Source organism: Candidatus Nitronereus thalassa (genome assembly GCF_032191465.1).
Classification (GTDB): Bacteria; Nitrospirota; Nitrospiria; order Nitrospirales; family UBA8639; genus Nitronereus; species Nitronereus thalassa.
On the sequence record NZ_JAQOUE010000002.1, the window covers coordinates 252,350 to 271,431 of the forward strand.

The 19,082-nt window shown below is 46.0% G+C and carries 19 protein-coding genes and 1 tRNA gene; 7 read left to right on the forward strand and 13 right to left on the reverse strand.

Annotation, left to right across the window (positions count from 1 at the left end):
• Positions 1–5: 5 nt before the first annotated feature.
• Entirely contained in the window at positions 6–1,901 is a 1,896-nt protein-coding gene (locus tag PPG34_RS16470; protein ID WP_313834533.1) for a B12-binding domain-containing radical SAM protein, read from the reverse strand.
• 331 nt (positions 1,902–2,232) lie between these two features.
• Here PPG34_RS16470 and PPG34_RS16475 point away from each other — a divergent pair, with 331 nt between their 5' ends.
• On the forward strand, positions 2,233–2,739 hold the full coding sequence (locus PPG34_RS16475; RefSeq protein ID WP_313834534.1) for a hypothetical protein: 507 nt from the start codon (positions 2,233–2,235) through the stop codon (positions 2,737–2,739).
• Positions 2,740–2,800: 61 nt separating this feature from the next.
• On the opposite strand, the gene metH is transcribed toward PPG34_RS16475, so the two are convergent.
• Positions 2,801–6,481: a methionine synthase gene (metH, locus tag PPG34_RS16480; protein ID WP_313834535.1), complete on the reverse strand. Its 3,681-nt coding sequence runs from the start codon at positions 6,479–6,481 to the stop codon at positions 2,801–2,803.
• Between the two features lie 251 nt (positions 6,482–6,732).
• Between metH and PPG34_RS16485 the strand changes: the two genes are divergently transcribed.
• Entirely contained in the window at positions 6,733–7,539 is an 807-nt protein-coding gene (locus PPG34_RS16485) for a hypothetical protein (protein WP_313834536.1), read from the forward strand.
• A gap of 33 nt (positions 7,540–7,572) precedes the next feature.
• Here PPG34_RS16485 and PPG34_RS16490 read toward each other — a convergent pair whose 3' ends face one another.
• Positions 7,573–7,932, reverse strand: coding sequence for a hypothetical protein (locus tag PPG34_RS16490; RefSeq protein WP_313834537.1), 360 nt, complete (start codon positions 7,930–7,932; stop codon positions 7,573–7,575).
• Positions 7,933–8,059: 127 nt separating this feature from the next.
• Here PPG34_RS16490 and PPG34_RS16495 point away from each other — a divergent pair, with 127 nt between their 5' ends.
• Positions 8,060–8,425 carry a hypothetical protein gene (locus PPG34_RS16495; protein WP_313834538.1) on the forward strand — a complete coding sequence of 122 codons (366 nt, stop codon included), beginning with the start codon at positions 8,060–8,062 and terminating at the stop codon, positions 8,423–8,425.
• Between the two features lie 133 nt (positions 8,426–8,558).
• On the opposite strand, the gene PPG34_RS16500 is transcribed toward PPG34_RS16495, so the two are convergent.
• Entirely contained in the window at positions 8,559–8,849 is a 291-nt protein-coding gene (locus tag PPG34_RS16500) for a hypothetical protein (protein WP_313834539.1), read from the reverse strand.
• A gap of 171 nt (positions 8,850–9,020) precedes the next feature.
• On the opposite strand from PPG34_RS16500, the gene PPG34_RS16505 reads away from it, so the two are divergent.
• Together PPG34_RS16505 and PPG34_RS16510 are read left to right on the forward strand one after the other, a co-directional pair.
• Positions 9,021–9,770: an iron-containing redox enzyme family protein gene (locus PPG34_RS16505; RefSeq protein WP_313834540.1), complete on the forward strand. Its 750-nt coding sequence runs from the start codon at positions 9,021–9,023 to the stop codon at positions 9,768–9,770.
• A gap of 199 nt (positions 9,771–9,969) precedes the next feature.
• Positions 9,970–10,854, forward strand: coding sequence for a hypothetical protein (locus PPG34_RS16510; protein ID WP_313834541.1), 885 nt, complete (start codon positions 9,970–9,972; stop codon positions 10,852–10,854).
• On the opposite strand, the gene PPG34_RS16515 is transcribed toward PPG34_RS16510, so the two are convergent.
• The 5 genes from PPG34_RS16515 to PPG34_RS16535 all read right to left on the reverse strand — a co-directional run bounded on the left by PPG34_RS16515 (position 10,851) and on the right by PPG34_RS16535 (position 14,762).
• Positions 10,851–11,567, reverse strand: a complete 717-nt coding sequence (locus PPG34_RS16515) for a 3'-5' exonuclease (RefSeq protein ID WP_313834542.1) — start codon at positions 11,565–11,567, stop codon at positions 10,851–10,853. The two genes, PPG34_RS16510 and PPG34_RS16515, sit on opposite strands and share 4 nt — an antisense overlap.
• A 60-nt stretch (positions 11,568–11,627) precedes the next feature.
• A complete protein-coding gene (locus PPG34_RS16520) occupies positions 11,628–12,035 on the reverse strand; it encodes a (deoxy)nucleoside triphosphate pyrophosphohydrolase (protein WP_313834543.1) in 408 nt (135 codons plus the stop codon).
• Between the two features lie 11 nt (positions 12,036–12,046).
• Positions 12,047–12,760 carry an A/G-specific adenine glycosylase gene (locus tag PPG34_RS16525; protein ID WP_313834544.1) on the reverse strand — a complete coding sequence of 238 codons (714 nt, stop codon included), beginning with the start codon at positions 12,758–12,760 and terminating at the stop codon, positions 12,047–12,049.
• A gap of 99 nt (positions 12,761–12,859) precedes the next feature.
• Positions 12,860–13,786: a hypothetical protein gene (locus PPG34_RS16530; RefSeq protein ID WP_313834545.1), complete on the reverse strand. Its 927-nt coding sequence runs from the start codon at positions 13,784–13,786 to the stop codon at positions 12,860–12,862.
• 388 nt (positions 13,787–14,174) lie between these two features.
• Positions 14,175–14,762: a hypothetical protein gene (locus PPG34_RS16535; protein WP_313834546.1), complete on the reverse strand. Its 588-nt coding sequence runs from the start codon at positions 14,760–14,762 to the stop codon at positions 14,175–14,177.
• Positions 14,763–15,296: 534 nt separating this feature from the next.
• Between PPG34_RS16535 and PPG34_RS16540 the strand changes: the two genes are divergently transcribed.
• A complete protein-coding gene (locus PPG34_RS16540) occupies positions 15,297–15,614 on the forward strand; it encodes a BrnT family toxin (RefSeq protein WP_313834547.1) in 318 nt (105 codons plus the stop codon).
• Entirely contained in the window at positions 15,583–15,834 is a 252-nt protein-coding gene (locus PPG34_RS16545) for a CopG family antitoxin (RefSeq protein ID WP_313834548.1), read from the forward strand. Before PPG34_RS16540 ends, PPG34_RS16545 begins: the two co-directional genes overlap by 32 nt.
• A 42-nt stretch (positions 15,835–15,876) precedes the next feature.
• Here PPG34_RS16545 and PPG34_RS16550 read toward each other — a convergent pair whose 3' ends face one another.
• From PPG34_RS16550 to PPG34_RS16565, 4 genes are all read right to left on the reverse strand, one after another.
• Positions 15,877–16,068, reverse strand: a complete 192-nt coding sequence (locus PPG34_RS16550; RefSeq protein ID WP_313834549.1) for a hypothetical protein — start codon at positions 16,066–16,068, stop codon at positions 15,877–15,879.
• A gap of 160 nt (positions 16,069–16,228) precedes the next feature.
• Positions 16,229–16,315, reverse strand: a tRNA-Leu gene (locus tag PPG34_RS16555).
• A 157-nt stretch (positions 16,316–16,472) separates the two neighbouring features.
• Positions 16,473–17,393: an OmpA family protein gene (locus PPG34_RS16560; RefSeq protein ID WP_313834550.1), complete on the reverse strand. Its 921-nt coding sequence runs from the start codon at positions 17,391–17,393 to the stop codon at positions 16,473–16,475.
• A 491-nt stretch (positions 17,394–17,884) separates the two neighbouring features.
• Positions 17,885–18,907: an NAD-dependent epimerase/dehydratase family protein gene (locus PPG34_RS16565; RefSeq protein ID WP_313834551.1), complete on the reverse strand. Its 1,023-nt coding sequence runs from the start codon at positions 18,905–18,907 to the stop codon at positions 17,885–17,887.
• Between the last annotated feature and the right edge of the window lie 175 nt (positions 18,908–19,082).

The following is a 19,082-nucleotide window of genomic DNA, read 5'->3' on the forward strand; positions in this document are numbered from 1 at the left end:
GGATTTTAAACTTTCGCTAAGGCCTGGTCCTTTTCATCGGGGGCAATTCGAAATTGGAGAGCAGGAAGTTTGTTGGTGCCAAAATGGGCCACATAAAGAAACACATATTCCCGGATGAAAATTTTCAAATCCCAGCCGGGATAATGATTCTGTTCAAACTCTTCAAACACGCGCTCGGCATCTTCAATACCCAACCCATCTTTTACTGTGAAATAATAATCCAGAGCCAGGTCCCATTCAGGATTGGCGTAGTATGTCACGCCCCACTTTTCAGCATTCTTGGCGACGGGAGTATGTTTGCTCAAATCAAATGTTCCAAATCCAATGGAATGCACATGTTCTTTATTGTCTTCTAAAAATTGCATGGAAAATTTTGCATCTTCGTATCGCTCACCCGGAAATCCAAAAAATCCCATGACATGATTCCACACGCCATGCTTCGACGATAACTCCATGCTGCGTTGAATCACCTCCGTCGTGGTGGCTTTATCCATGAGTTTCAGCACGCGCTCACTGCCAGATTCATACCCGAAGTGAAGAAATTTGCACCCGGAATCCTCCGCATCCTGCCACACTTCATCATCCAGCAAACTTTTTTCGAATCGAATGTGCGTGGTCCAGGCGATATCCATTTTTTCTTCTTTTAAGGCCCGGGTGAGCTTGCGGAATAAGGCAGGGGGATAGGATTCATCGGTGAAGTGGAACATGCGGGTGTGATATTTATCGCGAAGCAATCGAACTTCTTCAATAACCTCCTGAATCTTTTTGGTGCGGTAGCCCGCAGTATATCCTTCACCGTGGTCACAAAATTCGCACCGTCCCCAATAACAGCCACGCGTGGCCAGATAGGGAAGAATCGGTTCCGGAACAAAATATTTTTCGAGGGGCAGCCCATCAAAATCCGGCGGCGGCAAATCCGACATACTTTCTGAGGATGTCACCGAAGAGGTATGAATCCCGGACTCATCACGCCAAAGCAGATTGGGGATTTCGTTAAAATTTCGATCAGTGCCGATGGCTTCAATTAACTGCAAAAATGCCGTCTCACCTTCATACACTATCGCACTATCGAACAAGGCAAATAATCTTGGGGTATTGGGTAATACATCTCGCAATCTGGTAACAGTGTTCCCCCCAATGGTTATGTGAATATCAGGGAACGCTTCTTTGATCATGGCGCAGAAGGTCATTGTCGAAAATAATTGCTGCCGAAGCACAATGGACAGACCAATAATTTCTGGCTTTTCCTCCTCAATCGCGGGCCTCAAAATATGCTCAAAGACATCCCGGTACACATTCACTTGCGTATCGTTAACTGCCTCTAAGACTTCAGACGACATGAAAATTTTATAAGAAAGGTCGGTTTCCATGGGAGGCATACAAATACGAGCAGGGGCGTAAACCAAAGAAATAGTCGCGGTCACTTCGCGAAAAATATTAATAGCCCATTCGAGTTTCTCCGCATCATAGAAATCTGGAGACCGAACGATCGCCTTGGCTTGTTCGGCCTGGTCACTCAATTCGGCAATGCGTGATCGAGTACATTCACACAACGCAAGTTGCAGTTCCGTCTCAGGTTCAGTCAGGCTACGATCGCGACTGATCCGCTTCAGCCGATCCAACTGCTGAGGTACGCGCTTAAGCACGCGCTTTAAAAAGTCCGCACTAAAATACCAATCATACATTTCCAAATTGACATCTTTTTGAACGACTTCGTGACCGGCCCGGCGAAGGAAGGCGGCGAGGGTGGGCAAACTCAGGTAGGGTTCCGAAGGATACCAGTCGGGGGGGAAGACCAGCATGACCTTCTTTTTGGGCCCTATATTGGCATCACTCTCTTTTCTCCGCAATTGAATAAGCTCAGAACTCAGCAAGCCCCCTTTATTATAATCAATCCGCATAACGGTCCTTTATTGAAATTTTTGGGGTAAACATGGAGAAAGTACCGTTTTTCCCCAGGATTTCCCTCTGAGAAAACTATTGAAATCTCAACTGGTTATTTTCACAGAATGTCATTCTATGCTTACGGAAAATAGCTGGTCAAGGTTGCTAACCACATGAAAAATAAAGGGTAATACTGTTGACAGTTTCCAGTCCATCCATTAGGATGAAAGTTCGTGTTACACAAGGGCAATTTCCGGGATAGACCCGCCAAGATTTCCCACAACATCACCAATACAGCAACTCAAGTACACCATGGCTTGACCCGAAAGGGTGCGTAAGGAGCGAGAGATGAACGAGTCAAAAAGCACAACTAACAGGAATTGGCTGTCATATTTAATGGACTCTCTGGTGCATTCAGGGACAATGCCGAGTTGGGAAGCCACCGAATACCTGACGACCCACCTGATCGGAGTGGGCCCAAACACTCAGCTCCATGAATCAAAATCGCCGTATGAAGCTATCCATCAATTTCTTCATCGAGTGTACGGTCCGATTGTCGAAGCCGCCTCCCGCTCCATGTATCTCCCGAAGGAATCCATGATCCATATGTTTACGGATATTAGTGTGATCGGAAATTCCGCTGTGCTCGTAGTGTACTTTCCAGGAAAAAACAAACCGCATCAACTTCTCCTCCTCGATGGTGTCAAAGCCTGGGACCTGATGTTTCAGGATACAGACGCATTCAACGCCTGGGCCCAAGAACGACATACCTGGATTACGGATGCTTTAAAAGCAGTCAGCATTGACTCCATGTTCCAAGAACCCACCGAAGCATCAATGGCCTTGAGTTCCTAAGAGGCCCCAAAGTCCCGCAAAATTTCCAATATTTGCAATCTCTTTCTCAGTGAAAAGACCCTTACAATAAATTGGGCGAAAGCCATCGTTCGACTACCGACACATCCATTTGTTTTCGAATTGCATAGTCTTTAACCTGATCTTGGTCGATTTTCCCGACCCCAAAGTATTTGGCCTGGGGATGGGCAAAGTAGAGACCACTCACGGAAGCCGCGGGAAACATTGCGAATGTTTCAGTCAGATGGATCCCCGTGGACTGTTCAACATTCAGCAGCTTAAACAAAATACCTTTTTCCGTATGGTCGGGACAGGCCGGATAACCTGGAGCTGGGCGAATTCCACGATAGGACTCTTTGATTAACTCTTCATTCGAGAGGTCTTCATCCTGTCCATAACCCCATTCCCTCCGAACTTTTCGATGCAGCCATTCCGCAAAGGCCTCCGCCAGTCGATCGGCCAACGCCTTTGCCATGATGGAATTATAATCATCGTGGTCTTTTTCAAATTGCTTGCAGATGTCCTCCAGGCCAATGCCTGCCGTCACGGCAAACCCACCAAGATAGTCGGCAAATCCCGTTGATTGAGGGGCAATAAAATCGGCCAAGGCATAATTAGCCTCGCCTTTAGTTTTTTCCAATTGCTGTCGAAGCGTGTGAAACACCGTCAACTCTGTCGAGCGAGTCTCATCTTGATAAACAACAATGTCATCCTCCCGACTATTGGCGGGGAAAAATCCATACACGGCCTTGGCAGTAAGTAACTTCTTATCGACAATTTCCTTGAGTAAACCCTGCGCATCATCAAACAACTCTTTCGCTTTACTTCCGACAGTGGCATCCTCAAATATCTTTGGATATCGACCCTTCAGTTCCCAGGTCTGGAAAAAAGGCGACCAATCGATTAGAGGAATTAAATCTTCTAGCATTTGATTTTCTATCACTCGTGTCCCTAGAAAACTCGGCTTGGTCATATCCGAAGATTGCCAATCTATTGGGGTTCGGCGCTTTCTGGCTTCCTCCAACCTCAATAACTTTTTCGTGGTTTTCTTGCTCTCGTAGGCTTCGCGTGAGGAGGCTTGCTGCTGGCGAACCTTTTCTACAAATCCAGGTCTTTCTTCCTCACTTAACAATTGTCGTACGACATTCACTGCCAAGGAAGCATCCAGGACATGTACGACTGGTTCTTGATACCCTGGAGCAATTTTCACGGCGGTATGAGCCTTACTTGTGGTCGCGCCTCCAATGAGCAAAGGAATATCGAAGCCTTCTCGCGCCATCTCTTTGGCGTTATGCACCATTTCATCCAATGAAGGTGTAATCAATCCACTCAAGCCGACCATGTCGACCTTTTCTTCTCTAGCGGTTTTTAAAATTTTCTCGCAGGGGACCATCACTCCAAGGTCGATCACTTCATAGTTGTTACAGCCCAATACCACCGCAACAATATTTTTGCCAATATCATGCACATCACCTTTCACCGTGGCCATTAAGACTTTCCCCTGCGCTCCACTCCCAGAAGCTTCTTTTTCTTTATCCATGAAGGGCAACAAATAGGCCACAGCTTTTTTCATCACGCGAGCGCTCTTCACGACTTGCGGCAAAAACATTTTCCCAGAACCAAATAATTCCCCGACGATATTCATACCAGCCATCAGAGGGCCTTCAATGACCTGAAGTGGTTTTTCAAATTTCTGACGCGCCTCTTCCACATCTTCGTCAATATATTCCACAATGCCCTTGACCAATGCATGTGACAGACGTTCTTCAACCGTGCCTTTGCGCCAGACATCGTCTTTCACGATGGCCTTACCACCTTGCTTGACCGTCTCGGCAAAGGAGACCAACCGTTCCGTGGCATCGGACCTACGATTCAGCAGGACATCTTCCACCAACTCCAACAAGTCCTTAGAAATTTCTTCGTATACGCCCAATTGACCGGCATTCACAATAGCCATATCCATCCCTGCCTTAATGGCATGAAACAAAAAAGCGGTATGCATGGCCTCGCGCACAAAGTTGTTTCCCCGAAAGGAAAAGGAAATATTGCTGACGCCACCACTCACTTTACAATGCGGCAAGGTCGCCTTGATTTGTCGAGTGGCTTCAATAAAATTCACCGCATAATTATTGTGCTCCTCGATCCCCGTGGCCACCGTAAGAATATTGGGGTCAAAAATAATGTCTTCAGGAGGAAACTCTACGTCTTTGGTTAAGAGATGATATGCCCTCGTACAGATCTCGACTTTTCGTTCAATGGTATCGGCTTGCCCCTGTTCATCAAAAGCCATGATTACTGTGGCCGCACCGTACCGTTTAATGAGGCGGGCCTGTTCCTTAAATTTCTCCTCACCCTCTTTCAGGCTAATTGAATTGACCACCCCCTTACCCTGAATACATTGAAGGCCGGCCTCGATCACCGACCATTTGGAGCTATCGATCATGATCGGCACACGACAAATATCCGGCTCCGAGGCAATGAGGTGGAGGAAGTGCACCATGGATTTTTCAGAATCCAACATCCCTTCATCCATATTAACGTCGATGATTTGAGCGCCACCCTCCACTTGTTGTCTCGCTACAGACAAGGCCTCCTCGAACTGGCCATTGAGAATCAACTTGGCGAATTTTGGTGAACCAGTCACATTGGTCCGTTCCCCAATATTGATAAAGTTCATTTCAGGCCGAATGACCAACGGCTCTAATCCGCTTAACCGGGTAACATGATCTGAAGGAACAACCACATGAGGAGGAAGGCCTTTCACCGCTTGAGCAATGGAATGAATATGATCGGGTGTGCTTCCACAACACCCGCCCACAATGTTCAACCACCCATTGCTGGCAAAGTCGCGTAAATCCTCACCCATCCGTTCCGGCGTTTCATCAAACCCGCCAAACGCATTCGGCAAACCGGCATTGGGATAGCAACTAATATAGGTAGGGGCGAGTTTTGCGAGTTCTTCAATATAGGGACGCATTTGTTTGGCGCCAAGCGCACAATTTATTCCCACACTAAAGGGGTGAGCATCGGCAATGGAATTCCAAAACGCTTCAATTGTCTGCCCGGACAGGGTCCGTCCGCTTTGATCTGTAATGGTAACCGACGCCATCACCGGGATCTGTATGCCATGTTCCTCACGATATTGATCAATCGCAAAAAATGCGGCTTTGGCATTGAGGGTATCGAAAATGGTCTCCACGAGAAGCAAATCTACTCCGCCATCGAGGAGCCCCCGGACTTGTTCATAATAGGCTTCACGCAACTGATCAAACGTAACCGCACGGAAGGCCGGATCATTTACATCGGGCGACATACAAGCCGTACGATTGGTGGGGCCAAGGGCCCCAGCCACAAATTTTGTTCGAGACGGATCTTTGGTCATGACCATCTCAACAGCTTTTCGCGCGGCCTTGGCTCCCGCGACATTCAAATCGTAAGCCAAATGCTCCATTTTATAATCAGCCATGGAAATGGAGTTGGAATTAAACGTATTGGTTTCAATAATATCCGCCCCGGCATCAAGGTACTGCTGATGAATCGAGGTAATTAGGTCGGATTGCGTGATCGCCAATAGATCATTATTCCCCTTTACGTCACAGGAATGGTGGGCGAACTGGGATCCACGGAAATCAGCTTCCTCTAACTTTTGCCGTTGAATCATGGTGCCCATGGCCCCATCCAACACCACAATTCGCTTCGTCATGAGGGCCTGCAAATCTTGTATTCGGCCTGTTGAATGTTTCACATTTTCCTCTTCAATTAAATCCTGACTATATGATTGTCTAGACTGACTTTCGTCATTCCTTGCCACACCCCACTAAAATGAGGCTTTGCACTCGCTCTGGTATAGATATCATCGATTTTACGGAAAAACGACTATACCGGGTAAGAAGACGAGGGTCAAAAGTCAGCCTGCAAAAAATTTTGAAAAAACTATTCCTGTGGTGCCTGCCTGGCTTGACGCCCTATAAGATGAGGGAATAGGATAAATTAGTTGTGTTTGTACTAGCTAAATCCATGCCTGTCTCATTAACAAAAATTCCTCAGATCTTTTTTCTTATCCTGGTCGGCTTGAGTTTTTTGGGTTCGCCCTCACAGTCCCAGGCCATGCCCTATTTCGAAGATGGGTTTTTGGGGCTCACGAAAAAGGAACTGCACCAAAAAATTGGGACCCCTCACGCCATTCGGGCCCGAAAAGCCGCCTTGCGGATCTTTAGCTACTACTCGCCCCAAGATTGGGAAAAGTATTTTAGCAAGTTGGTGTCTCCAGAAAACGGGGAAGATGTGTACACCTATGAAAAAAACGGCATCCAAGTTCGTTATTCATTTGTGTATACACCGGACCTTCGCGAGCAAAAAGATTTTCCTACTTTATATGTTAAACGAGTTGAAATCGAATTCACCCCTGCGGTCCCGATTGAAACCATTCCCAGCCTCGTCAAAGAATTTGTTCCTCCCACCCAACCCGATGCACCAGTATTCCGATCGAATCTTTGGGTGCTAATTTTCAAAGGCCCTCCTTCTCAAGAAGCAACCCTCTTGGTCAAGGAACATAATAAAGAACAATGGGATTGGTCTTTAGCCTACCAACTCTTTTCCCTCAATGGCATTCCGAACTATGTCACGGGACAGTCGCCCATTGATCGGTTGGAATTTACTATTCAAAGCCTGCCCCAAATTCGAAAAACACGACCCTATACCCATGAACCCTTTTTAAACCCCTATTCTCCTGAGTTTGCCAAGCGCCCCACGGAACCTCCAAAAAAACAGAAGTCCATTCCTTTGCCTCAATACGCTGATTAAGGCCTCAAGCCTTCGAAACTTTCCACGACAAGTTTAGGGTTCTTGAAATCGTAAATCTCCAATATCGGCAAGAAGGAGATGAGATTCCCCCCATTGGTAGGGACTTTCGAGTGACCAAGGTTCTTTAATTTCTACCGGCCTTATCCGAATACCACACATGCCCCCAAACACGAGATAGGCCAAACCCGCCCCTGAATCTTCCACAGGTTGGCCAAACGCAGGACAAACAGGGTCGGCCTCATTGTCTGTCCAACCAACTACGTCACACCATTCCCCTTGTATTGAGCGTTCATACAGTTTTACCTGCATCAAAGGTTTCGCTAGCCCAACCTCCTTGAAACGGAGAAATAATGACCCCTCAAAATTTTCACTATGTTCAATCTCCAGAAACATTGGATCTCCACATTGACGACATTTATTTCGCCCTGATAAAGTCACCTAGCGTTTTATGGTACCCAACAATTCCATCTCAGCCACCTCTGTCCACCCTCCCAAACCATCTTCGGAAAATGGGGAAGCCGTGGACTTGCATCCAAATCTCCAGACGCCCGAGATACCCTTTATCTGTCGAAAACCTGTACGCATTACCATTTACTCCCTTTTGGCCGCCTTCGCGCTTTTCATGATTGCCTGGGGATTTCTGCCTAGCTTCTTAGACCCAACCTTTGAACAACATATTCAGGACAAAGAAGTTGTTGCCGGCATGACTCGCGATCAGGCCATCGCCGCATGGGGATCACCCTACCAAATGAATGTCACCTATACGGATCGGGGCATTCGGCGAGAAGAATGGGTATATGAAGATTGGATCGATGCAGGTTCGGTTCGACACCGCTACCTTTATTTTGAAGAAGGCGTGCTTGTTGGAGGATGGTACTATAAATAACCTCTCCTTATGGCCTAAATGCCGAGCCAATTAATTCTCAATCCAATCGGCCTTTTTTGCATCTAATTGGATAGCACTATAACTATTTAAATGACTTGCCCCCATCATGTCCATTCGGGCCAGGGCAATTGCCCTAAGGAGTTTCTGTTATTTGCGCGCGCCGACCTCTCCCTCCCCCATCACTAATGACAAGAACCCGTTTCCACTCTCGGATTTGATATACCGCCCAGGCATTAGGCTCCCCCTTATAATACGCTTCTGGATCCTCGCCTTTGGCACTCAAATAGGTCGGTTCGGTAAATCCTTCGTCTAATACATATTCCATTAAGCTGTCAGTGGTGAGTCCCTCACCTTTTAGGGAAACGTCCGCCAAAAAAGTCAAAATTTGGTCAGGATCAGCAAGATTTACCGGAGCTCTGGCCATGTTGATTTTTCCTCATGTGTGTTATTATAAATATCCTATTGTAGGTTTGATTTTCCAGAAATTGCAAATTTGCCTTGATTAAGCTCGAACCAAAATATTCCGACAAGGCTTTAAATTCCCACGCCAACGTGTAGCAACACACACGGCTCATCCCGAACCCGATGGATTCGAATGATTTGGAAGCTTTCAGCTGACCAGTTTCGCGAACGTCTTTTTGACATTGTTAGCCGCAAACAACATTGGTCGACACCCTACTTCAACGGAAGCACGGCCACCAAGGCCCAGCTAAATATTCATTTCCGCCAAGAGTATGCGGTATACATCCGGGATTTTTCCGTGCTGCTCGGTCGGCTTCTTGGGAAAAACCCTGCATGGGAAATGCGCCGACAGCTGGCTACCACGATCTACGAAGAGGAAACCGGGAAACTCTCGCTTGGCCAGCCACACCAGGAACTCTTTTTGGACATGATGTTAGGTCTCGGGTATCCACGCGCCGAATTTCGCGATGTCGAATTGCTCTCGCAGAGTTTTTCGTTCCGGGAATGGCTCGATGATATTTGCCAAGAGCAAGAGTGGATTGTGGGTGCCGCGATCTTGACCCTTCTTGTTGAAGGATCGGCGAATGATCGACAGGAAGTCTTTAGCCAAGAAGAACCAAAATCCGAAGCTGAAATCGAAGATATTGTCCTTAAACACCCGCTTGTGATCTACCATGGCCTTGACCCCAAACACATGGATTTGGTCCGGGTTCGTGAAATGATTGAGCCCTCTAATCGAAAAATTGTGTACGATTCAATTGTCAAAGAGGCAACTGCCAACAAACAGCATACTCTGGTATTGGAGCACTTGGAGGAAGGTCTCCAATTATGGCTAAACTACCGAGATGGCATTGCTCGTGCTTGTGGGCTCCGCCAAGTTTAACCATTCTCTTTTCTCCCTACACATCCTTGCCTAAAATGAAATTTGTTCTTCTCTTCCCCTGGCTCCCTACAAAAAACTTAATAGGGAAACATTTTACCATATTAAGATTTCCATTCATCTCTAGTTAAGCAAAGATTATAAAAACCGTTCCCTCAAGTTCAGTATTTTGTTAGGCTAGAGCTTTCAGCGACGAACCATCATGTATGAATTTCCATTTCCTTATCGAATTCTGCATCTATGCATCCTGCTCGCCTTTTTGAGTGGGTGCTATTGGACGCCCCGGGTCGAAACCCCCATTTTTGAAGATTCCCAAGTATCGGTTTCACTCACCACTGTGTCCGACGAATCCTTCTCGGCAGATCACCCCGTCTCTTTCCACACCGAAACAATGACTCACATCTTGACTGGCTTGAAACTGGAGCAACATAAACGATTACTCCAAAAATTATTTTCCAGTGACAATTCCCCGCACCCTGTGTTCACCGAGGAACAAACCCATGTATTAGCGGATCAGTTGAAACAAGCCTTTTCTCAAGTGACACCTGAGGAACATGTGGCTTTTCAAACCCACGGCAACCCCAAACAAGATATTCAGCCCCTCAAAGGGACCATGTATGTGAAAAATGAAAATCTGTATATTTCTTTAATATTTGCAAACTCCGGAGCTCATGCCGCAACTAAAACCGCGGGAAGAACGGTCCGAACAGTTCAGGAAGGTACTGGAAAACCTACCATTGTATTTACTCCCCAAGAAGCAATCCAAGCAGAACAGAAGCCCCATTGGCTCTTGGGCGGAGCAGATACCAACCATGTCGTCATCAATCTTCGTCTCCTTGCCTCCCTCAAAGACGAGCACTCCTTTCCATCCATGCAAGCAGACAAAACCACCGACACCGCCCCAAAGGCATCCATCTCCGAGAAAACAACACCTTTATCTCAGGAGATCGAGACCGCTTCGGATCAAAGTGAAACAAACTCTGACACGCAATTGTTAATGGAGGAAATTAAAGCACTTCGAAAAGAATTGGCCGACCAGAAAAAAGCCATTGAGGAAATAAAGCAGGAAAAAACCGAAACCCGTTAGCTTGCTTCAATTAATTGAGGATTATGCACAACAAGATCTCGTCCCAGGGGTTCACGAAAGGTCATCCGATTATAACAAGCATAGGTGACATAGGTATCTTGTAGACAATATTCTGCAATGGCTTTACCCTGTCCCGCAGCCCACATCTCCGCAACCTCTTTCCCGCTACCCGACTTGGTTTCGACCTGTAATGCCCGAGCCAAAATATCCAGCTTCACCCATCCTCGCATATCCCAATTACTCCAAACGGCCATCGTATCGTAGACCGGTTCGGTGCGAAACTTTGCCAGACTGATTTCCATTGAAGGTTTGACACGATGAATAATCGACCGTTTTTTAATAAACGGCAAATCAAACCCCAACCCATTATGCGTAATGAATAGTGACGGACGAATTTCCCCTAGCCGGCCCCAAAATTGACGAAGCAAGTCAGCTTCATTGGAACCATACCAACTCACGGCTCCCTGTGGTTCCATAGAAGGAGAAAAAACCAACATCCCAATGCACACAATTCGGCTATAGGTCCCATCAAACGATGAACGTTCATACAATTCATCCTCTTTTTTAAGCTGCTCCTGGACCTCCGCGTGGGAAAACAAATCAGCAGAAGGATCCCCATCGCAAGATTCTGAGATAACATTCTCTACGCCTGCTAACCGTGCCCATTCCTCGCGAGGCGCTTGCACGGTTTCAATATCAAGAACAACTTTCATCTGCACCTTGTGGGATTTTTTTGGATCGTGTGGTGAATGAGCATGAAATAAAGTCCCACATCATTTTCTTTGATTTTGTTCCTGGAGTTTAGCCATAACCGGTTCATCTGCGGGTGGAAACTGATAGCATGAAAATTCGTCAGGATGAACCCAATGAAAATCCGCGCATCCGAGCGGCTGCAGATCACCCGACAATAACGAACTGAAGAAAAAATGCAATTCCACGGCTTTCTCTGTATATTCGTGTTTGACGACCACGAAAGGTTGGGGATGCGTGATCTCAACCCCCAACTCCTCGAGCAACTCTCGCCTCAAACATTCCTCTAAACTCTCACCAGGTTCTCGCTTGCCGCCTGGAAATTCCCAATAACCGCCCAAATGTGAATTTGGTTCTCGTTTGGTAATGAGATAACGCCCTTCACATTCAATCACCGCAGCCGCAACCTGAATATATTTTTTCGTAGACATCACCCTGACAGCTATTTAATTTCAACAGGAAACGCCTGACAGAAGTCTCGCATAGGACAAAACAGACAATAGGGCTTACGCGCGGTACAGACGACGGCGCCAAAATCCATGAGCGCCTGATTAAAATCATACCCCTTCCCTTTGGGAATAAGCTCTTCCGACATAGCCCACAATCGAGACGTCTTCTTCTTGGGATCCCCATTTCCAAGAAACACACGATGCAACACTCGCATGACATTGGTATCAAGAATAGGAGCATCCTCATTAAAAGCAAAAGACCGTACCGCCCCTGCGGTATATCGACCAATCCCTTTCATCGATTGAAGCTGCGCCGGGTCTCGAGGAATGGTGCTCCCATACTTTTCCACGGCTTCGCAGGCAATACTATGTAACCGATAGGGCCGTACATTATAGCCAAGTGGATACCATGCCTTACGGACATCATCGGGTTTCGCCGCAGCCAAATCTAGTAAGGTGGGATATTTTCCTAAAAATTCATGATACTTAGGTACCACCCGATCAACCTGCGTTTGCTGAAGCATGACTTCAGAAACTAAAATTCTGTAGGGATCCGAAGTGCGACGCCAAGGAAGGTCTCGTCCAAATTCGCCATACCATTTCAGCAACCGATTTTGGAACCGCCGCTTTGGACCGCGATCGATAGAAGATGAAGAGACAGAACTTTTTAATGAAGATTTTTTCTTGTGGTTTTTTGCGGGTGCCATAGGTGGCAGGATTCTATGGATGAGATTGGGCTAATGCAAGACAAGCAAAAACCCGTAGATTTCTTCTACATAGATAACGGGCGGGATAATAGGGCCAAGTTATGATTTGGCTGGTGAAAGACCAATTGCATTGGGTCCTATTTTGATTACTTTGTCATTCTCACCTTGCGTCAGAGTAGTTTCAGGAAATTCTTTTTGCTCAAACCTGGGAGGTGTCAGATTCAATTTAGTAAAGTGGCTCAATTGCGCGTTGACCAAAATATCCAACATGGAGAGCAACTGACGGGTCTTTGCTTGGGACGACCCCATGACCGGACGGCCCTGAATTTTCGTAGGATGGATATGAGTAGTGACACCATAATTATTGGTGGCTAAAGGAATGGAAGTTCCCGAAAAAGGAAGAGGCATTGTAATCTCAATAATACCCTTCTTAGAAAATGCTTCCCAATTTTTATTTGCCAAGCTTTTTCCCAGCGAATGCCCAATTTCATGAAGAGCTACCGAAAACAAATCGATATAGTCACCATTCGAGAATTCACCTTTGGGGTTGGAATAAACTCGGCTAACTACAATCTGGCCACCCCCTAAATCTTGCGTCAATTCGGTGTAGGACTGAAACTCTTCACTTTGATGAGGGGTCGCATCCAACCACCATTGAAAATTATTGGGATTGGTATTGTTATTGAAGAGAATGGTGCCTTCAGTTTCACGATTAGGAGAACCCTCTTGACGATTCAACGTGTGTACTCCTCCCCCTACGGGAGCCCACCCGAACTTTAATATCAAGGTGTGGTCATCTTGAATGGCATGTTCCCAAAAGTCAGCTGCAGCATGAAAGATGGCCACTAAGTTCCCCTTTCCAATGGCCGTCGGCTGAGGGGTTCCTCCCTGAAAATGCCGGATAATATCCAATGCATTAGCATCACTGGAACTCACTGAAAAAAACAATATCAAAATTATCACGACACAACTCAATTTTTCCCACCCCCTGGAGGTTGCCTTTTGAAGTTGATCTTTTTTGATCATTTCATTTCTCCAGGTTTAACGATGAGGGTTGTGAATCGTTATGCTATTTTTTTGTACTAAACAGGCTTATTGGCTGCTTTACCTCCAACAGACATCGCAAGCCCTATGCCACCAGGATGACTGAGATATGAAACAGCGTGGCGGCCCCTGTAACTCATTGAATACCAGCATTTTTTTAGTAAGTTTGACGTGGCCGAAAGAACTCATCGCGACCAGCAACGTGGAATGGGCAAAATTCACAGTAAATGTATCCGACACCTATAGTGCTTGAATCCTAGAAACATGGGCATAAACCCATTGAGTTTCAACAGGTTGGACTTATAGATAGGGTTTGGAAAGAATTCTGACTGCCGTAGAAGAAATTGAGAGTAAATTTATTGAAGAATTCCTAGTGTTCCTTTCGCCAGAGACTTACGCATGGTGGACCGTTCCAATCGGTAATTGGATCGGGAAAGGTACATTGTGCAACCAGATTCAGACCAGAAGCCACCATAAACTGACAAGCCTTGACCCCTCCCCTTTCTCCACGATTGACCATAAACACAAAACCATTGACCTTGAGCACTCGCGCCATGGTCTGAGCCAATAGTTCTGGGCGGTATACCTTTAGGGGCAATCGCCATCGAACCAAAGCGTTCGGTTCAAAAAATGGATAGAAACAGGTGATGCCGTCCACCTCTCCATCGAAATCACAAAAATCCATGACTCGGTATTGAGTATTCGGCATATCTTGAATATAGGCCATGGCGTAATCAAAACGGCTGTGCCCATCCTGATAAATCCGATAGCCTTCCAGCTCTATTCCTACCAATGCCTTTGGTTGAAAAAATGCGTGCAAGACAGAAGCATAATAAAAGTTCTGGGATCCCACATCCACGATATGGGCACCAGGGGAAACTTTCCATGGAAAATTTTGGAAAGCCCGATCCAATAAATCTAAATACAGATAATTAGTCAGTGCGAGGGATTGTCGCAATTGGCCTTCAAAGGATACTTGGTAGGTCGATTGAAGCTGATCAATACGGTTGATTTTTTGGGAAGTCAGGTTTTGAAGAGTACCGGCAACCGGTTCCTCAAAGTGGGGTTTGGACCACTTTACGGTTCGCTGGATTTCGAACCAAAATCGATTATAGAGGGAAAAGAGTCGTAGGAAGGGAGAAATAATAAGGATGTCTCTCGCCCAAGGGAGAGTTATTTACGACATGATCCAGAGTTCCAGATCCCCTGGGACCGGTTCGGGAACAATAGGATGAAAGCCCAAATAAGGTTGTAGGTGATGCGCCTTAGAGGAGAAACTTCGAACCAACTGTTCCAGATATTGGAAGAGTGGAACACCATTCTCCAAGGCACACCGTTAGAACTTAGCCTATCGCCGTAAGTACCTTAAAACAAGCCGGGTTGTTATCTTTCGAGCCCTTCTACATATTTTGCAATATTTGTAAAAGTCTGGGCCAAGATGCAGCCATTATTTATATTGACATTTGTATAGACAAATGTATATTTTATTGCTATGATAAAAATACAAGTTAACGGCTTTGATTGGGATGAGGGAAATCGGGAGAAAGGCCAAAAGCATGGCCTGTCGCAGAAGGAGATTGAATATTTCTTTCAACAAAAAGAGGTTTTCGTTACCCCCGACCCCAAACATTCCGATGACGAAGAGCGTTATCTGGCGATTGGACGCTCGAAAAAACAAAAGCCGATGTTTATAGTGTTTACCCTGCGGGAGATGAATGGAGAGAGTTTAATCCGACCCATTAGCGCCCGTTATATGCATGAGAAAGAGGCGAAGAGATATGAAGAAGAAAGTGCCAAAATTCAAAAATGATAAGGAAGCGGAAAAGTTCCTGGACCAGGATTTAACGGATTACATTAATCTGAAGAATTTTACATCGGTCAATTTTGAGATGCTTCCGAAGGACAAGCAGGTCAATCTACGGTTTTCAGAGCAACTCTTGTCGGCGGTTCGGCAAAAGGCAGATGAAGAAGGGATTTCCTACCAAAAATATATACGCAAGGCTGTTGAGGAATCTCTTGCCTCGCAGTAAGAGCATTAAGCCTATTTTACAATTTCCTTAATATAGTGGGGTTTAAAGAAGATTTAGCTTACCTGCTTGAATCAAGTGCCTGTCTGTGCATTGTTGCACCGGATGGAGGCCCCAAGCCTGATCAACAAAACTTTCCATTATTAACCATACGTCTTTTATAAGCTGAACTTTCTTATCTTCAGTCAAATCATATTCATCCAGATAGGGCATGTATTTTTCAATGTCAGGTTTCAAATATGTATTTCCTTGGATTAACGCTCTAGATTATATCGAAAATTAGCTTCGAGGAATTGAACCAAAAAAAGTGTCTAAATTCGGCATTATAGCCAGTTATCCTTTTGCAGCCCACAATAGGCCAGAAAAAAATCCCTATAAAAATCAATCTGTTATATGATGGTGCGGGAGACGGGAATTGAACCCGTATGCCCTTGCGGGCGCAGGATTTTAAGTCCTGTGCGTCTGCCGATTCCGCCACTCCCGCATAGCGGGCGTCACTTTACCATCGCGGTCACGGACAGGCAAGAAAGGATGGCTTAAGGTCAAGGGCTTTTGAAGAACGATCGATAGACAGGGAATAAAAAGAGGGCAGCATGTTTCCACGCTGCCCTCTTCATAAAGAAAACCGAATCTACCATGTATTATTGATGAAGTTGCATATGTCCTCGGCGATTCAACTGATAACATTGTTCATCGTTTCCATAGCAAAACGGACGCTCTTTGCCATAGGAAATTACTTGAATTTTATGAGATTCTACACCCAGATCCACGAGATAAGCGCGAACGGCTTCAGCACGTTTTTTCCCGAGTACCACGTTGTAGTCCCGAGTTCCTCGTTGATCACAATGGCCTTCGACAGTCAAACTGCGGGCTTGGTTTTGACTAATCCAGTCCGCATCATGGGCCAAGGCTTGTCGTCCCTCTTGGGAAATTCTCCAGCTATCCAATTCAAAAAACACATCTTGGAGTTCTACCTGGACCCGAGTATGCTGGTCCCCGAAATTCCTCTGGCCTTGGCCAAAAGATTGAGAACCATAGCCATTCCCTTGGTCATTCGGTTGGGAACCGAAACCATACTGCCCGCCTTGGCCAAATCCTTGGGACCGCGCATCTGCAATATTGTCATAATCCTCTTGGATAAATTCATTGGCCATACTGCCTTCTGAAGAGTTCCATCCGCTTCCATACTCCTGCAAGTTAGCCAGAGGACCGGAAATCGCCTGGGATCCTGAATTGCTTTCATCATCGCCATAACCGGAAGACCCTCCCGACGCCCAATTTTGTGAGCCAGATCCTCCCCCATTTTGCTGAGCCCAATTTTGTGAGCCATTGCCCCCGGCTCCACCTTGCTGTCCCCAAGAGTATTGGGATGACGAAGAAACGCTGCCTTGTCCATATGGGTTACCTGCACCATACTGGCCATCGGCATACTGAGATCCCTGTTCAAAGGTTTCGGAATCCGCAGTAACGTTTACCGACTTTTGACTACATCCTTGCCCCAGCAGCAATGCCAGTCCCGCAAGACCAACAATTTTCATAATTTCTCGACTGGTTGCCATCATACTACCTCCTTGTTTGTCCGCGAGGCCTTCCCATGGACCTCCTGTATTTAATACGAGCCCTGTCTTCTTCATCATTAAAAACAAAAATTAAGAATTTTCACCTAAGATATTTAACTCGGCATTGAGTACATGCCACTTTGTCCATTTTGACTAACCAATTGTGGTGATGTATCGGAAATGGTCAAAAAAACTTGAGTTTAAATAAGGAGTTATGAAATGTAAGAAATAGTGGGTAAATATTGCAGTAAGTAGAAAAATCTAGCTAGATTATTTGTTGACTAGTAAAATGTAGCGCACGGGAGCAACGGTGAAGAATCGACCAAGACTAGCGAAAAAACCTGCACACGTCTCAAACGAAATATTAATTTTCTTCGAATAGGGAAGAAGAAAAATTGGAGAGAAATCGATAATTCCCAAAATTTCCCAGTTCATCCAAAAGTAATAAGGGGTAAAAAGGGGGGGACCCTTCTCTCAATAGGAAAATATGGGATTTAAGATGGGGAAAGGATCGTCTTCTGGTACCAATCCCAGAATTGGCGAACTCCTTGGCCAACCGATAACTTCGGGTCATACCCTAATAAATCGCGCGCCTTGGTAATATCAGCAAATGTGTAGGCGATATCAGCATCAACCATTGGGGTGGGAATTAAATGAGCAGGTTTGCCAGCCAACTCCTCGATAGTCTTGACAAATTCAGCCAACAGGACAGGCTCACCACGGCCAAGATTGATGATCTCATACCCAAGCGGTCGATCCACGGCTCCAACAATACCCTGCACAATATCCGTGACATAGGTCCAATCACGATGCATTTGCCCCGAATTGTAGAGGGGAACCTCCCGTCCAGTAAAAATATTGTCTAACACCTTGTAGGCCATCATGTCCGGACGACCCCGAGGACCATAGACCGTAAAAAATCGTAAGGCCGTAAACGGTAAGCCATAGAGATAATGATAGGAATATCCCAACAACTCGCCCGCTCGCTTACTTGCAGCATAGGGAGCCAAGGGCTTATCAGAGGGATCATTTTCAACAAAGGGAATCTGCTTGGTATTGCCATAAGCCGAGGAGGTTGAGGCAAACACAAAAGTCGGCAAGGAGTCAGGCTTCTTTTGTCCGATCGCCTTTCCACCAAACCGTCCGACCGATGCCTCGACAAGGTTTAACGTTCCGGTCACATTCACATCATAGTAAATATGGGGATTTTCAATTGACACCCGAACACCTGCCATAGCGGCAAGATGGACAACCGCATCAAAGGAATGAGCAGAAAATAATTCAGCAACAAGATTCTGATCCCGAATATCCCCCTCCACGAAGGTAAAACCATCACCCTGCCCAGTGTGAGCTAGAGCTTGCCGGACCTCTTCTAGATTGGCACGTTTTCTGGCAGGATCGTAATAATCATTCAGGTTATCCAAGCCAACGACTCGGTCCCCCCGAGACGCGAGGATTTGTGAAGCATTGCTTCCAATAAAACCTGCGGCCCCCGTGACTAAAATGGTCTTGCTCAATGGAATCTCCCTTTTGTGGTCAAAGCTAGGTTGAAGCTCGTATGTCTTGGATCACCAGCAATAAGCAGGCGGAATGTTTTTGCGTAATGATCTTCCATCGGAGAATAAAAGTGAAGCCTTAAATACTGAAACCTGAGCCATCTGCCTCAGATATTGAGCCATTCGTCCACCACTG

Coding starts and splice junctions, on each gene's coding strand:
- PPG34_RS16470 (WP_313834533.1), bottom strand. CDS start 1,901: ATGCGGATTGATTATAATAAAGGGGGCTTGCTGAGTTCTGAGCTTATT.
- PPG34_RS16475 (WP_313834534.1), top strand. CDS start 2,233: ATGAACGAGTCAAAAAGCACAACTAACAGGAATTGGCTGTCATATTTA.
- PPG34_RS16490 (WP_313834537.1), bottom strand. CDS start 7,932: ATGTTTCTGGAGATTGAACATAGTGAAAATTTTGAGGGGTCATTATTT.
- PPG34_RS16500 (WP_313834539.1), bottom strand. CDS start 8,849: ATGGCCAGAGCTCCGGTAAATCTTGCTGATCCTGACCAAATTTTGACT.
- PPG34_RS16505 (WP_313834540.1), top strand. CDS start 9,021: ATGATTTGGAAGCTTTCAGCTGACCAGTTTCGCGAACGTCTTTTTGAC.
- PPG34_RS16510 (WP_313834541.1), top strand. CDS start 9,970: ATGTATGAATTTCCATTTCCTTATCGAATTCTGCATCTATGCATCCTG.
- PPG34_RS16515 (WP_313834542.1), bottom strand. CDS start 11,567: ATGAAAGTTGTTCTTGATATTGAAACCGTGCAAGCGCCTCGCGAGGAA.
- PPG34_RS16520 (WP_313834543.1), bottom strand. CDS start 12,035: ATGTCTACGAAAAAATATATTCAGGTTGCGGCTGCGGTGATTGAATGT.
- PPG34_RS16525 (WP_313834544.1), bottom strand. CDS start 12,760: ATGGCACCCGCAAAAAACCACAAGAAAAAATCTTCATTAAAAAGTTCT.
- PPG34_RS16530 (WP_313834545.1), bottom strand. CDS start 13,786: ATGATCAAAAAAGATCAACTTCAAAAGGCAACCTCCAGGGGGTGGGAA.
- PPG34_RS16540 (WP_313834547.1), top strand. CDS start 15,297: ATGATAAAAATACAAGTTAACGGCTTTGATTGGGATGAGGGAAATCGG.
- PPG34_RS16545 (WP_313834548.1), top strand. CDS start 15,583: ATGAAGAAGAAAGTGCCAAAATTCAAAAATGATAAGGAAGCGGAAAAG.
- PPG34_RS16560 (WP_313834550.1), bottom strand. CDS start 17,393: ATGATGGCAACCAGTCGAGAAATTATGAAAATTGTTGGTCTTGCGGGA.